Below are 14,216 nucleotides of genomic sequence, written 5' to 3' on the forward strand. Positions count from 1 at the left end.
GTGTATTAGTGGGTTTAAATTTTAACATTTTTAAATTTAATTACGTTTAATCTTTTCTTTTTATCCAGTTCAATAATGAGGTTTCTAAAGTATTGATTACCGGTGTTAGTTCTTTGGTTCTATTTCTAACTTGTTTTAGTTTATCGCTTTTATCAAAATCTTTAACATTGAAAAAACGTTTCATTTTTTCAAACACTATTGCTTCATTTTTGACTTTACCAATATAACCACTTTCAATTAAGGCTTTTGTAAATTCAGAAAAATCTAAAGTTGATCCTTGCCAATCTATTGTGTTGATTATTGACGTATCGATTGATGTTCCAGATTCTAATTTTTTATCTTCCAAAAAGGTTATTATTTTAGAAAAACTTTTGCCTAGGTTTTCAGCAAGTTCAAAGTCAAAATGAAAAACTTCAGCTTCCTTTTCAATATGTTTACTCTCATGATCAACAAGCTTACCGCCTACATAGCGCGTTCTTATCTTATTAAGTATTTCATCAATTAGATTTTCCCCTGTAAGTTGAGGCTTTGTATAATGCTTATTAGATGCTTCAGGTAGAAAAACAATTACATTTTCCAAACAATGATTATAAAGTCTTATTTGTTCGTTACAAAAGTCAACCTCATCATTGTCTTCGTATGCCTTTAGAAAGTTTGTTAACTCGCTACTATAGTTCTCTTTGAAGTTTTTAAATGTGTAATAAATATTCATAATGATGCCAGTTTTAACTTTTGAACGTGTTATATTTTTTCTTTTTCTAAAATTGTATTTGTCTGTATGAGTAATATATTATATTACTCGTCTGCTTAATACTCAATACTTTTTCAAAACAAAGTATTAGTCAATCTATTTAGTCAAACTAGCTAATACTTTTAATTTCAGTTCTGGAGATAATTCAAATTTGCCCTTTCGGGTGGAGTTGGAAGCTCCCAAACTATCCAACTCCTGTTTTAAGTAACTCTTACGGCTAGTAATTGAACTTAATCCTTGTTTAAAAAGCTCTTCCTGAATTTCTAACTCTTCAAGCTGGCTTTTTAGGAACTTTATTTTTTCTTTTTTATTCATCTGCTTTTAGTTCTCAGTTCCATTTTTTATTACTTTCATTTCTATTTTTTTGTTTTTGTGCATATCATTGTAAAACTTCATAAATAAGTCTGCATTTTCGTCTTTATCTTCTGGAGCATTAATGTAGACTCTAAAAATAGATTCTTTGCTATGGCCGGAAATACCCATTAAAACGGGAGTGGGTATTTTTTTGTAATAGTTAGTACAAAACGAACGCCTAAAACTATGTGTTGTGATTAATTTATGTTTCTCGTATAAATCGAATTTTTTGCGACCGGTTTCGGAATCAAATATTTTGCCCTCTGTCAATGTATTTATTTTGGCGGTTTCACAAACCTTTTTAATATGGTCATTTAGTTTTTGTGTTGTGATTTTATAAGGAAAACTGTTTTCGAGTATGTCGATAACATGGGGAGCAATTATTCCTACAGTAACAGCCTTTTTCGTTTTCTGCTGTATTAGATCTAAATACATATTTCCACCTTTGTATCTAATATTGTCCTTTGTAATGCTCAACAAATCCCCGCCCCGTTGTCCAATTTCACAGCCAATTAATAACCATTTACGAGCGTTTTGGTGTGCTTCGCTTTTTATGTCCGCCTTCTTAATTTCGTCCAACTCATCAAAAGATAGAGTTTGAATATATCGATCGTCATCGCTTTCTGATGCAATCGTTATTTGTTTTGCATACGAATTAACTTGGAGTCCTTTGTTTTCTGCTTCGATGCAAACAGTTTTAATGTTTGCAATATGTTTTGAAGCTGTATTTACGGCATATTTTTTAGTTTTAAGCAGCCAATGTTCAAACTTATCTATTAAAGCTTGATTAATATCTATAAAATGCACTTGCTTTTTAATATTGACCTCATATTCCTTTAGTATGTTTTTTGTTGATATGTAGCTATTTTTACGACTAAGTGAAAGTCCATGTTTGTAACCACCTTTTACTTTTACTTTCCGGGTATCTGCCGTATCTATTATATTTTGAATGTAATTTACAAGTACTCCCTCATCTGTTTTTTCTATACGTTTAAAACATTCGTTAATTTTTGACTCCAACCAAAACGTATCTATTACGATACTTTCGCCCATATCAATGTTAATACTCTTAAAAAGGAACGACTCCAATTTCTTGAGATTATTAAATATAATTTTGTTTTCGGAGTTGTTTTGTTTAGGGAAGTTGTCTCCTTTTTTAGGCTTTTCCTTTTCGGGAGTATTCCAGTCTTTCGGGTTAATTGAAAAACCTGTATTTAATTCTAAATCTTGTTTACCTCTTCCTAAAATAACACGGACCTTAATCGATACGTTTTTGTTTGCGCTACTTCGCAATCTGAATTTAATTGATGCCATATTTTAGTATTGAACGATTGAACAATACAAATCTAGGTGTTCTGTAAGATATTTCCAAAAATTGCCCGACATTTGCCCGACATTTTTACTATCGAATTAAATTTTATTCAGTTTCATTCTATAGGTATTTGAACTCAATAAATGATTTAGCTATTGTATTTGTTGAGGTTATAAGTTGATTTCGTAGTTTTTTCAAGAGTTGGTAAAAACAACAAATTGAATGGTTTCTATTCCGGCTCCGGGTACGTAAAACCTCTTCAGCAATGAAGAGGTTTTTTTTATGCCTTTTTTCCAGATAGCTTCAGCACTACTCTTACATGTTTATTGAATAACCCACATCATATTGTTTAGATATATTACTTTTTCGAGTCATTTATTTCAATAATGATTTTATTAAAAACATGATAATATTTAATATTTAATTTATCGATTTCTCTTTTAGTCGAAATACTAAACAACAATGGTACATTTCCTCTATAATTTGCAGTATATTCTGGGGAATTGGTAAAAAGTTCTCGTAACTCAACATGAAACTTATTTAAATCTCGAATTTCAACCCCATAAATATCTCTTAAATATCTCAATAGATGATTCTTTTTTATATTTTCTATTTTAAACCATCTTGTAATATTTTTAGGTTCTAATGTTCCTGCGTATGCTGATTTGACACATTCATCATAATCAAGTCTTAAATCTTTTATTTCAGATATAAAATGATCCTTTAAAACTCTTTTGTTTGTTAGCTTATTCTGAATAGTTTTTACAATCCAATAAGCTAATGCTGAATTCACAATAATGGCTAAAACATCAATTATATTCGAAAAATCAAGATTCCAGTTAAAAACAAAAACAACTTTTAAGGCATCTCCCATACCTCAAACTTTAATGCATCATTAATTAACCTATACCAAGGTTTATGAACTTCTGTAACGATTACTTTATCGTTAGCTTTTCTCCTCTCTTCCCATTGATTATAAGTTTCATTTTCTATCATCTTAATCCAATGAGGCTCATCATTTGAAATTATAACTACGTATTCTTTAACCTTTTTTAATGTGAAATCATACACTAAATTCCCGAAAGCCTCATCTAAAAATGAAGACGCATAAGCATCAACATCGTCTAAGTCAATTGTCAATTTTTCTTTTTTGTCGTATGCATTTTTAAATGCGTCATTGAGAATTTTATGATAAAATTCTTCACCTGAAAACTCACTGATTGTACAGTGTCTCAATCCTGGATATTCATCAAAGTCAAATACTCTAATTTTGTTCATCACAATTAATTGAATTTATTACACATTCCTTGTTCATTTCCCATTGATATAAAGTTCCTTTAAATCTTGAAGAGCCGACACGAAATGTTGCGGATTTACTTAAATCACCAAAATGCAAAATTACATTATTTGTTAATACTATTAAATTTTTTAAAATACCCTGTTCAAAATTTACTCTCACCGAAGGCAACCCTTTATTTCTATTTTCTTCTTGAGTGCTTGAACCATATTTTTGTAAAAATGCCCCTTTTAAGACGTCAAGTTTTGAATTAAACCTTAAAAGGTTTGTTATTAAAGCTTTATTAGAAATATAAAGAGTATCCAATATACCTTTTCCAACATCTGTAACAGTAAAATAAACTTTGTCATCTGTAAACTTAACCCCTAAAAGCCATTGCTTGTCGATAGTATTGGCATGTTCAATACTATTTGCACAAATTTCCAACAATACTGTTTTAATTGGTTTAATGTTTTTTCTAGTTCCTGTAAGGTGCTCTACAACATCTTTAATTAATTCAGAAATTTTTTTACTCTCTGTTTTCGATAATTTTCCAGAACCCTTTTCAAAAAATATCAATTTCGATTTACCATAATCGGGAAATTTTTTATTATTTAAATCTACCATATTTGTTAAAAAACCCGACTCAATAATATAATTTCGACATTTTTCATTGTCAGGGAAATCACCTTGTACGTCAATTCCTCTACTATTCAAGTCATCTGTTATAGCGGTTAATGCACTTATAGCAGCATAATCAATACTTTCTACATCTTTTAAAGATATTTTTACTTGTTTAACATTTCTGGCTGAATAGATAATACTATCTTTTCCACGTATTTCTCTAAAAAAAGCCAAACAAGATTCTGTATTGTCAATTAATCTAAAATCTTTTGGAGCATACGTAGCAAAATTATATTTTTTCTTTTTTATAAAACCTTTAGAGAATGATGGAACCATTCTCTTTAATGATGTCTTTTGCTTAAAATTACCCTTTTTTCTTTTCCTTTTAGCTCTTTCTTTTTGTTTTAACTTACGTTTATGATATCGTCTATAATCTTTTTTTGTATAACATTTTTTCATAGTAACTTAACTCATATCAGACAAATATATAATAATTGCTTTTTCATTTCTTATTCTAATATATAATTTTAAGTATAAATCACTAAACCTCACAACTCGCCTCATGCAAAACAGGAAAATTGCAGGAATTGGCAATAAAGCACAATTGATTGGCCTTAAAATGTAACTCCAGAGCCAATTCAACCTGATCAGGATTTGAAATTTTTACTTTCGGATATAATCTAACCTCAACGAAACGCCCGCTTCCATCTGCAGAAACTTCGAGTGTTGCTTCGGCATTGTCGGAATATTCGAGAACTTCTATTCCGCTTTGAGAGCAAACATATAAGTATGACATCATATGACAAGAAACCAAACTACTCAGCAATAAATCCTCCGGATTATATAATGACGGATCACCTTTGAAAGCTTTTGCTGCAGAAACATCTAAATTTGGTTTTCCTTCGATTTTAATTTGATGCGTTTTACTGTAGAACTTTTTTAATTCTTCAGATGGATTTTCTTCCGAAGTCCAGTTTAGCTGTGCTTTAAATAAATGTTTCATCTCGCTAAGTTATGATTTTTATAAACTGCAAATAAATTAATCTTGTAAAGGCACAGAATGACCAACAAAATAAAAACTTTGCGCCTTTGTGACTTTGAGATTAAAAAAAAACTCTTTAGTTATGCTAAAGACTAGTCCCTAAATAATTATTGATACTCTTTTTCTTTTATTCTAAAAAACGACTTAATTTAGCCAACGAAAACGATTGCGAAGAGGGGTTTTAAGGTTTATAACCAAATTAAAATTGTCTTTTTAGGTACTAATTTGTCCTATAACAAATTAAGTGTATAATACACATTAATGAAATTGTAATACAAAGTTAGGAAGATTAATATTTACCAATAAAAACAAACATATGCTAAACAATTATAGCTCTGCTGACAAAATTTTATTAGCAGTAGATTGCATTATTTTTGGATTTGACAAAGAAGGATTAAAAATACTTTTGATCAAAAGAGATTTCGAACCCGAAAAAGGAAAATGGTCCCTGATTGGCGGTTTCCTAAAAAGTGATGAAGTATTAGATAATGCCGCAACCAGAATTTTGAATACCTATACTGGTTTAAACGATATTTACATGGAGCAATTATATGCTTACAGTGAAATAGATCGTGATCCTGTCGAAAGAACCATTTCGGTTTCTTATTATGCATTGATTAACATTGAAAACCATAATGCCGAATTAATAAAAAATTATCATGCTCAATGGTTTAGTGTTACCGATGCACCAAATTTAATTTTTGACCATAACGAAATGGTGAATCATGCCATTAAAAGATTACGCTACAAAACATCCATAAAACCTATTGGCTTTGAATTGCTTCCTGAAAAATTTACGATGCGTCAATTATTAGAATTATACGAAGCTATTTTAAGCAAGGAACTGGACAAAAGAAATTTTATCAGTAAAATTAATTCTTTAGAAATCCTGAATAAACTGGAGGAAAAAGACAAACAGTCCTCTAGAAAAGGATCTTATTTGTATACATTCAATAAAGAAAAATACGAAGAGAAATTGTTGAATGATTTTGTATTGAATTTATAAAGAAGTTTAACCTGTGGATTGACACAGATTTTATTTTTCACTGAAAAACTAATTAAAATTTTTCACGCAGATTTAGCAGCTTTCAAACTAAAATAAATCTGCGTAAAAAAAAAGGCTTTTCAAACAATAAAAATCCGCACTAATCCATTTAACCTGCAAAATCTATGGACAAAAAAACTACAATGAATTTCGCATAATCAAAGCCGATTTATTTTCGATTTGCTCCTTTTTCCCTTTTAGTACCATTTCTGCCAAAATTTTCCCCATGGTTTCAAAATGAGTTGAAATAGTCGTAATACCATTTGCAACAATCTTTTTTAATGGGGTTTCATTGTATGAAATAATTCCAAAATCACTGCCTAATTTTAGATTATGATTTCTGGCATTTTCAATTACATGAACCAGTTCACGATCTGTTGGAATAATATATAAATCGCCACTGGTAATTTGTCTGTCACCAAATTCGCTGATAATTTCATATTCAAAATTATACTTTGCACAAAACTCCTCAAATCCTATTTTCATACCGAGCGGCTCTCTAAAACCCGGAAAAATTAAAATTAATTTTTCATACTTGTTCAATCTCGCTTTGCCATTCTGCAAACCTTCAAATATATCTTTTTGGTGGTTTTGATAAATTGCGGGATACATTTTTAATTCCGGATTAGTTTGATCCAGAATAATAACTTCATTTACTGGTAGGGTTTTTATACAATCCGTTATATCAATTAAATTAGTTGGCATAATGATATACTTGGTATAATTCCCATTACTGTCGTTTATGAGCTTTTTAAAAACCTGAACATTGAAATGATGAAAAAATATATCGACCTGAACATTTTTTCCAATATTTTTTAAAAACGAATTATAGATATCTTCTTTAAAGATATTTAACTCATCAAACAGTAAAAAAATCTTCTGCTTAATTGTAGTTTCAACACTTTTAACATAATAGCCTTTACCGGGGATGGCATAAATGATTCCTCTTTTCTTTAATTCATCATAAGCCAGTAAAACTGTATCCCGGGATAATGAAAAAGCCAGACACACTTTATTTACAGATGGAAGCCTGTCGCCTTTTATCAATTTTTCTTCATCAATAGCTTTTTCAATTGAAAGAATAATCTGTTTATACTTTGGTAAACCAAGATTATTTTGAATAGAGATAATGTTCATGAAATGTGTTTTTTTGTGCAATATACAAAAACTGGTAGGCACTGGTATGTAAAAATAAAAAATGTTTCTATTTTTGAATTTCACTTTTGGCAAAAATAGTATGGAAATAAAACATATCTCTCAATTTGAAGACAAATCTGCTTATAAATCTTTTGGTTTAACCTCTGATAACGAAGAAATTCTCTCTTTTGAATTATCAAATAAAAGCGGAATGAAAGTTCAGTTAATCAATTATGGAGCAACTGTAACTTCACTAAAAATACCTGTTGACGGAAAATTGATAGATGTCGTTTTGGGCTTTGATACTTTAGAATCTTATCTGGACTCCTATAATTTACCAAGTGCCCCCTATTTTGGAACCACTGTTGGCCGTTATGCCGGAAGAATCAATAAAGGCCTTTTTAGTTTAAATGATAAAACTTTTCAATTGGCCGGAAACAATAATGGTAATGCTTTGCACGGAGGAGATACTGGTTTTGGAAAAAAAGCATGGAATGTAACCAATTTAACTGCTGGCGAAAATCCTTCTGTAACATTTAGTTTACTAAGTGAGAATCTGGATCAAAATTATCCCGGCGCTTTGCAAGTGGAATTAAAATATACTTTAACAGAAGCAAACGAATTGCAGCTTGAATACAAAGCAACAACAACCGAAGACACTATTGTAAACTTAACTCATCACAGTTATTTTAATTTAAACGGACATGATTCAACTGTTCTGGATCAGGAAATGTCTATTGTTTCAGATAAAATACTCGAAACTGATTCCGAGAATATTCCAACCGGAAAATTTACCCCGCTTTCTGATCATGCTTTCGATTTCAGAACCGCAAAAAACTGTCCCGCTTCTATCGATAATTCATTTGTAATTGAACCTTCAAATGAAGTTGTTGCAACCTTATACAGTTCAAAAACAAAACTAAAAATGAGTGTTTATACCGATCAGCCAAGTGTACATATATATGTAGGCGGAAATTGCTTTGATATTTTGAAAGGAAAAGAAGATGCTGTTTATCATGCCACAAGTGGTATCTGTTTTGAAACTCAAAATTTCCCTGACGCGCCAAATCACAAACATTTTCCTAATACTGTCTTGAAAAAAGGCCAGGAATATCAGCAAAAAACGGTTTACAAATTTGAAACTCTAGATTAGTTCTTCAATTGAAAGAACTAAAAAAATACTATTACAATCACAAAATAATGAATGAAATTCTAATACAAAATACCACCTCTTTTTTTGAGAATACTTTTGGATCTGCTCCACAAAAAATTGTTCTTTCTCCCGGAAGAATCAATATTATCGGAGAGCATATCGACTATAATGACGGTTATGTTTTACCGGCTGCAATCGACAAAATAATTTGTTTTGCTTTTGAAAAAAACAATACTAAAAAAGCCAAAATAATTGCCATCGATTTAAATGAAGAATTCGAAATTGATTTGACTGAAAAAGCAGCATTAAATGATGCTGTATGGACCAACTACATTCGTGGTGTTATTAAACAACTACAAGATAATGGCTTTTCATTTGAAGGTTTTAATTGTGTTTTTAGCAGTAACATTCCGGTCGGATCCGGATTATCTTCTTCGGCAGCTTTAGAGTGCGGAATGATTTTCGGAATCGTGGCACTTTTTGATTTAAAAATAGAAAAGAAAGACATCGCATTATTAGGCCAAAAAGCAGAACACTGGGTTGGTATTAACTGCGGAATTATGGATCAGTTCTCCAGTGTACATGGTCTTGAAAATAAAGTAATTCAGTTGGATTGTAACACATTGGATTTTGAATATCATAATGCCGATTTCAGAGATTATTCTTTAATCCTGATGGATAGTAATGTAAAACATTCGCTTTTTACTTCAGAATATAATACAAGACGAATTGAATGCGAACAAGGTTTGTCTATTATAAAAACTCATTTTCCTGAAGTAAAAACGTTTAGAGATTGCAAAGAAGAACAACTTTTAAGTATTCAGGATAAAATAGATCCAACCGTTTTTAAGAGAGTACACTATGTTGTAAAAGAAATTAACCGTGTTATTAAGGCATGCGAGGCTCTGGACAAAGGAAATATAGAACTTTTAGGACAATTACTTTTTGAAACGCATTATGGCTTATCGCAGGAGTATGCCGTGAGCTGTGAAGAGCTGGATATGCTAGTAGATACTGCAAAAGCTGATGATGCCATAATTGGCTCCCGTTTGATGGGGGGCGGATTTGGCGGCTGCACTATAAATTTAATTAAAAAAGGTCACGAAAATGAGGTAAAAAGTAAGTTTTCAAATCTTTATTTAAATACATTTGGAATTGAATTAAAATTCTATGATGTAAAAATCTCAAACGGAACAAAACTACTTTAATATCACAACTAGCAAAAATGAAAAATTTCGACATTAACGAAGATCCTCACAGACGATTTAATCCTTTATTAAACGAATGGGTACTAGTTTCACCTCATCGTGCAAAACGCCCTTGGCAGGGACAAAATGAAACCATAGCTACAGAGGCTTTGCCAAAGTACGACTCAACCTGTTACTTATGTCCGGGAAATGTTCGTGCTAACGGAGTGAGCAATCCGAAATACGAAAACAGTTTTGTTTTTGAAAATGATTTTGCAGCCATGAAACAGGACGAAATTATTTTTGAAGAAGATATTAAGCATACTTTTTTTAAAGCCATCCCTGAACAGGGAATTTCAAGAGTGGTTTGTTTTTCACCAAGACACGATCTTACCTTGCCTGAAATGGAAATTGACGGGATTGAAAACATCATCAGAACCTGGCAAAAAGAATATACTGATTTAGGAAATATTAAATACATCAATCACGTTCAGATTTTCGAAAATAAAGGAAGCGTGATGGGGTGCAGTAATCCGCACCCACACGGGCAAATCTGGGCACAATCATCTTTGCCAACTCAGGTTGAAAAAACACAGAACAGTTTAAAAGCATATTTTGATAAAAACAACAGAACCCTTCTTAAAGATTACCTGGATGCCGAATTAAAATCTGGCGATCGTATTGTAATCGAAAATGATCATTTTGTTGCTTTGGTTCCGTTTTGGGCAATCTGGCCTTATGAAACCATGATCATAAGCAAAAGATCTTTTGGCAAAATCACCGATTTAACTGCTGAAGAAGCTACTGCTTTTGCTAAAATTCTAAAACAGCTTACAACAAAATACGACAATTTATTCAGTACTTCTTTCCCGTACTCATCTGGAATTCATCAGGCGCCAACAGATAGTTTAGAACATCCAGAATGGCATTTTCATATGCATTTTTATCCGCCATTATTAAGATCGGCAACGGTTAAAAAATTTATGGTTGGTTACGAAATGCTGGGCGAATCACAACGTGATATTACTCCTGAAAAAAGTGCTGAGATTTTAAGACAACAATCAGACGTTCATTATAAAAGCTTATAAAACCAATTTAAAAAATAACAGAATAAAAAACACCTATTTTGTTTTAACCAGATAAAATAGCAGAAACCGGATTTTGAAATTTTTCAAAATCAATATTAAACAAACAATCACCTATACTAATTTTAAAAAATACTACTAACAATGAACCAGAACCTCGCTTTCGCAGATTATGCGGTTTTTATTATTTATTTTATCGTAGTTTCTGCCTACGGTTACAGTGTTTACCGCAAACGTAAACAAGACGAACACGATGCTAAAGCTTATTTCCTGGCCGAAGGAAATTTAACATGGTGGGCTATTGGAGCTTCGTTAATTGCCTCAAACATCTCTGCAGAACAATTTATCGGAATGAGTGGTGAAGGTTTCTTTTTAGGAATTGCTGTTGCTGCTTACGAATGGCTGGCAGCTGTTGCTTTGATTATTGTAGCCGTTTGGTTTATCCCTGTTTATCTTAAAAACAAGATTTACACGATGCCTCAATTCTTAAAAACACGTTATAACGAATCTACTGCTTTGATTATGGCAGTTTTCTGGTTGTTTTTGTACGTTTTTGTAAACTTAACTTCTATCCTTTATTTAGGAGCTGTTGCTATTAATGGTTTAGCAGGTGGAGAATATCTGCATGTTATTATGATTGGATTGGCAGTATTTGCTTTGGTAATCTCTTTAGGAGGAATGAAAGTTGTTGCATATACAGACGTTATTCAGGTTGCCGTTTTAATTATTGGTGGTTTGGTTACTTCTTATATTGCACTTACTACAGTTGGAAGATATTTTCATGTGGGTGAAAATGCAATCGCCGGATTTCAGGTTTTAATGGAAAAAGCTCCGGAACATTTCAAAATGATTATCCCAAGACCAACAGCGACTTCATCTCAGCTTGAGATCAATAAATATTTAACTTTCCCTGGTTTGATGTCTTACGTAGCCGGTATCTGGATCATCAACTTAAACTACTGGGGATGTAACCAATACATTACACAAAGAGCTTTAGGTGCCGATTTACAAACTGCACGTACAGGTATTTTGTTTGCTGGTATGTTAAAATTATTAATGCCTTTAATCGTAATGTTACCGGGTATAGCTGCTTACGTTTTATACCAAAACGGACATTTACCACAATTAGTTGGAGGAAAAGACGGCGCTTATTCTGCTGTATTAACGTTCTTACCTACTGGTTTAAAAGGACTTTCTGTCGCTGCATTAACTGCTGCAATTGTTGCTTCATTGGCAGGTAAAGTAAATAGTATCTCAACGATCTATACTTTAGATGTACATAAAAAATACATCCAAAAAGATGCCGGCGAAAAACAACAGGTAAACATTGGTAGAATTGCTGTATTTGCTGCAATGCTTTTGGCTGTATTGTTTACATGGAATGACCTTCTTGGAATTGGTGGTGTTGGTGGATTCACCTACATTCAAAAATATACAGGTTTCATTAGCCCCGGAGTTTTCGCAATGTTCTTCCTTGGTATGTTCTGGAAAAGAACTACTGGAACTGCGGCAATCGTAGGAGTAATTTTAGGATTTGTTTTATCTGTTTTATTTAATGAGTATGCACCAATGTTATTCGGAAATGAAACATTATTATATACCGCTTATTCTAATGGCAAAGGTGGTTTCGAAATTCCGTTCCACATTTGTATGGGATTGTCTTTCTTCTTTACCATGCTGGCAATGATCGGAATCAGTTTTGCAGGACCAAAAGTAAATCCTAAAGCATTTGAAATTGACTCTGAAATGTTTAAAGTAAAACCACAAACTACAGTTTTAATCGTAATTACATTATTGATTATTGTGGCGTTGTATGTTAAATTCTGGTAGTATAATTTTTTACTATATTATTTTTTGAAGATTAAAAGGCTGTCTAGTTTTAGACAGCCTTTTTTTTAATAAAGTTATATGGTATATTTTAGCCATAAAAAAAGCCCTGATTATTCAGGGCTTTGTTCTTTCTGCATATTCAGTAAATATGCCATATTTGCTATTACGTGATCGTGTTTCTTTACAAAAGGGTTTTCCTCATTCCAGACATAACCCGCCAAAACCGAACATATTTTTTCTTTTACTTCAGGATTTTCAGGTTGGTGAAAAAACAGCGTTTGCAGATTTCCTGTGTACCATTCCTGTACATACGTAGTAAAAACGGCAATACCACGTTTCATATATTGCGTAAACTCAACTTCCCAATCAACAGGAATTCCTTGCGATTCTTTCAGATATAATTTTGCTGCCAGCATTCCGGATTCTGTGGCAAAAGCAACTCCGGATGAGAATACCGGATCTAGAAATTCAGAACTGTTTCCGGTTAAAGCAAAGCCATCTCCGTACATTCTTTTTACCGCTCTTGAATAATTTTCGAGTTTTACAGGCTCGAATAAAAACTCCGTTCCGGCAAATCTCTTAATATAATAATCAGACTTTTGGATGGCATTTCGCAACGCTTCAGCATTGTCTTTATTTTCAGAAAGAGAATTGATAAAATCTGTTGGGCCAACAACTCCTAAACTCGTATTTCCATTCGAGAACGGAATTACCCACAGCCATACTTCGGTTTCCAGAATATCAAAAGAAATCTGAGTTCCCTCCTCGCCTTCCTCTCTGTTTATATCTTTTACATGCGTAAATATCGAAGAATGCGGATCTAATTTTGATGGTGTATCCAAATCTAAAAGTCTAGGCAAAACACGTCCGTATCCGCTGGAATCTACTATGAATTTGGCGTGAATCTCTTTTAAATTTCCGTCTGCATCTTTCACAATTGTTTTCGAATTTTTTCCTTCAAAAGAAACTTCCAAAACTTCTGTTTCAAATTCCAGATCAATTCCTTTTCGAATTACTTCCTGTGCCATTGTATTGTCAAAATCAGCTCTGGGTACCTGCCAGGTCCAGTCCCAGCCTTCTCCAAATTTCTGACTAAAATCAAAAACACATATTTCTTCTCCTCTTATAAAACGAGCGCCAAGCTTTTTTTCAAAGTTCATTGCATTGAGCGCATCATAAAGTTCAGCTTCAGCAAAATGATCCATAACCCTCGGAATAAGGCTTTCGCCAACCACAAGTCTTGGGAATTTTGCTTTTTCTACAACCTTTACCTTTACCTTATTTTTATGTAGATACGATGCCGAAACACATCCTGAAGGTCCTGCACCAATCACTAAAACATCAACAAACTCCTTTGTCATAATAAAAATGTTATGAATTATTAACTTACATTTGCCATCATCAAAATAACTACATTTAT

14 protein-coding genes are annotated in these 14,216 nt (G+C 32.3%); 5 read left to right on the forward strand and 9 right to left on the reverse strand.

The window, feature by feature from the left end; genetic code table 11:
• Nucleotides 1-46: 46 nt before the first annotated feature.
• From OLM51_RS02165 to OLM51_RS02195, 7 genes are all read right to left on the reverse strand, one after another.
• A complete protein-coding gene (locus tag OLM51_RS02165) occupies nucleotides 47-712 on the reverse strand; it encodes a hypothetical protein (protein ID WP_264552778.1) in 666 nt (221 codons plus the stop codon).
• A 135-nt stretch (nucleotides 713-847) separates the two neighbouring features.
• The gene (locus OLM51_RS02170) at nucleotides 848-1,066 is read right to left on the reverse strand and encodes a hypothetical protein (RefSeq protein ID WP_264552779.1); all 219 of its coding nucleotides are present in this window, start codon (nucleotides 1,064-1,066) and stop codon (nucleotides 848-850) included.
• Nucleotides 1,067-1,072: 6 nt separating this feature from the next.
• Complete coding sequence (locus tag OLM51_RS02175; RefSeq protein WP_264552780.1) at nucleotides 1,073-2,419, reverse strand: site-specific integrase; 1,347 nt, start codon at nucleotides 2,417-2,419, stop codon at nucleotides 1,073-1,075.
• Nucleotides 2,420-2,775: 356 nt separating this feature from the next.
• Nucleotides 2,776-3,291, reverse strand: coding sequence for a hypothetical protein (locus tag OLM51_RS02180; RefSeq protein ID WP_264552781.1), 516 nt, complete (start codon nucleotides 3,289-3,291; stop codon nucleotides 2,776-2,778).
• The gene (locus tag OLM51_RS02185; RefSeq protein ID WP_264552782.1) at nucleotides 3,276-3,695 is read right to left on the reverse strand and encodes an STAS-like domain-containing protein; all 420 of its coding nucleotides are present in this window, start codon (nucleotides 3,693-3,695) and stop codon (nucleotides 3,276-3,278) included. Before OLM51_RS02185 ends, OLM51_RS02180 begins: the two co-directional genes overlap by 16 nt.
• Nucleotides 3,682-4,776 (reverse strand): hypothetical protein, encoded by a 1,095-nt coding sequence (locus OLM51_RS02190; protein WP_264552783.1) that lies wholly within the window; start codon nucleotides 4,774-4,776, stop codon nucleotides 3,682-3,684. Before OLM51_RS02190 ends, OLM51_RS02185 begins: the two co-directional genes overlap by 14 nt.
• Nucleotides 4,777-4,858: 82 nt before the next feature.
• Nucleotides 4,859-5,320 carry an OsmC family protein gene (locus tag OLM51_RS02195; RefSeq protein ID WP_264552784.1) on the reverse strand — a complete coding sequence of 154 codons (462 nt, stop codon included), beginning with the start codon at nucleotides 5,318-5,320 and terminating at the stop codon, nucleotides 4,859-4,861.
• A gap of 355 nt (nucleotides 5,321-5,675) precedes the next feature.
• Here OLM51_RS02195 and OLM51_RS02200 point away from each other — a divergent pair, with 355 nt between their 5' ends.
• On the forward strand, nucleotides 5,676-6,365 hold the full coding sequence (locus OLM51_RS02200; RefSeq protein WP_264552785.1) for an NUDIX hydrolase: 690 nt from the start codon (nucleotides 5,676-5,678) through the stop codon (nucleotides 6,363-6,365).
• Nucleotides 6,366-6,542: 177 nt separating this feature from the next.
• Here the strand turns inward: OLM51_RS02200 and OLM51_RS02205 are convergent, their stop codons facing one another.
• Nucleotides 6,543-7,541, reverse strand: a complete 999-nt coding sequence (locus OLM51_RS02205) for a GntR family transcriptional regulator (RefSeq protein ID WP_264552786.1) — start codon at nucleotides 7,539-7,541, stop codon at nucleotides 6,543-6,545.
• Nucleotides 7,542-7,641: 100 nt separating this feature from the next.
• Between OLM51_RS02205 and OLM51_RS02210 the strand changes: the two genes are divergently transcribed.
• The 4 genes from OLM51_RS02210 to OLM51_RS02225 all read left to right on the forward strand — a co-directional run bounded on the left by OLM51_RS02210 (nucleotide 7,642) and on the right by OLM51_RS02225 (nucleotide 12,796).
• Nucleotides 7,642-8,694: an aldose epimerase family protein gene (locus OLM51_RS02210; protein ID WP_264552787.1), complete on the forward strand. Its 1,053-nt coding sequence runs from the start codon at nucleotides 7,642-7,644 to the stop codon at nucleotides 8,692-8,694.
• Between the two features lie 47 nt (nucleotides 8,695-8,741).
• Nucleotides 8,742-9,902 (forward strand): galactokinase, encoded by a 1,161-nt coding sequence (gene galK / locus OLM51_RS02215; RefSeq protein ID WP_264552788.1) that lies wholly within the window; start codon nucleotides 8,742-8,744, stop codon nucleotides 9,900-9,902.
• Between the two features lie 17 nt (nucleotides 9,903-9,919).
• Nucleotides 9,920-10,969: a UDP-glucose--hexose-1-phosphate uridylyltransferase gene (locus OLM51_RS02220; protein WP_264552789.1), complete on the forward strand. Its 1,050-nt coding sequence runs from the start codon at nucleotides 9,920-9,922 to the stop codon at nucleotides 10,967-10,969.
• A 141-nt stretch (nucleotides 10,970-11,110) separates the two neighbouring features.
• The gene (locus OLM51_RS02225) at nucleotides 11,111-12,796 is read left to right on the forward strand and encodes a sodium/sugar symporter (protein WP_264552790.1); all 1,686 of its coding nucleotides are present in this window, start codon (nucleotides 11,111-11,113) and stop codon (nucleotides 12,794-12,796) included.
• 110 nt (nucleotides 12,797-12,906) lie between these two features.
• Here the strand turns inward: OLM51_RS02225 and OLM51_RS02230 are convergent, their stop codons facing one another.
• Complete coding sequence (locus OLM51_RS02230) at nucleotides 12,907-14,157, reverse strand: NAD(P)/FAD-dependent oxidoreductase (protein WP_264552791.1); 1,251 nt, start codon at nucleotides 14,155-14,157, stop codon at nucleotides 12,907-12,909.
• Nucleotides 14,158-14,216 lie beyond the last annotated feature (59 nt).

The organism is Flavobacterium sp. N2038 (genome assembly GCF_025947185.1).
Taxonomy (GTDB): domain Bacteria; phylum Bacteroidota; class Bacteroidia; order Flavobacteriales; family Flavobacteriaceae; genus Flavobacterium.

What these genes read in the sequence shown, in the direction of transcription:
- OLM51_RS02165 (WP_264552778.1), bottom strand. Translation starts at nt 712, where the DNA reads ATGAATATTTATTACACATTTAAAAACTTCAAAGAGAACTATAGTAGC.
- OLM51_RS02170 (WP_264552779.1), bottom strand. Translation starts at nt 1,066, where the DNA reads ATGAATAAAAAAGAAAAAATAAAGTTCCTAAAAAGCCAGCTTGAAGAG.
- OLM51_RS02175 (WP_264552780.1), bottom strand. Translation starts at nt 2,419, where the DNA reads ATGGCATCAATTAAATTCAGATTGCGAAGTAGCGCAAACAAAAACGTA.
- OLM51_RS02180 (WP_264552781.1), bottom strand. Translation starts at nt 3,291, where the DNA reads ATGGGAGATGCCTTAAAAGTTGTTTTTGTTTTTAACTGGAATCTTGAT.
- OLM51_RS02185 (WP_264552782.1), bottom strand. Translation starts at nt 3,695, where the DNA reads ATGAACAAAATTAGAGTATTTGACTTTGATGAATATCCAGGATTGAGA.
- OLM51_RS02190 (WP_264552783.1), bottom strand. Translation starts at nt 4,776, where the DNA reads ATGAAAAAATGTTATACAAAAAAAGATTATAGACGATATCATAAACGT.
- OLM51_RS02195 (WP_264552784.1), bottom strand. Translation starts at nt 5,320, where the DNA reads ATGAAACATTTATTTAAAGCACAGCTAAACTGGACTTCGGAAGAAAAT.
- OLM51_RS02200 (WP_264552785.1), top strand. Translation starts at nt 5,676, where the DNA reads ATGCTAAACAATTATAGCTCTGCTGACAAAATTTTATTAGCAGTAGAT.
- OLM51_RS02205 (WP_264552786.1), bottom strand. Translation starts at nt 7,541, where the DNA reads ATGAACATTATCTCTATTCAAAATAATCTTGGTTTACCAAAGTATAAA.
- OLM51_RS02210 (WP_264552787.1), top strand. Translation starts at nt 7,642, where the DNA reads ATGGAAATAAAACATATCTCTCAATTTGAAGACAAATCTGCTTATAAA.
- galK (WP_264552788.1), top strand. Translation starts at nt 8,742, where the DNA reads ATGAATGAAATTCTAATACAAAATACCACCTCTTTTTTTGAGAATACT.
- OLM51_RS02220 (WP_264552789.1), top strand. Translation starts at nt 9,920, where the DNA reads ATGAAAAATTTCGACATTAACGAAGATCCTCACAGACGATTTAATCCT.
- OLM51_RS02225 (WP_264552790.1), top strand. Translation starts at nt 11,111, where the DNA reads ATGAACCAGAACCTCGCTTTCGCAGATTATGCGGTTTTTATTATTTAT.
- OLM51_RS02230 (WP_264552791.1), bottom strand. Translation starts at nt 14,157, where the DNA reads ATGACAAAGGAGTTTGTTGATGTTTTAGTGATTGGTGCAGGACCTTCA.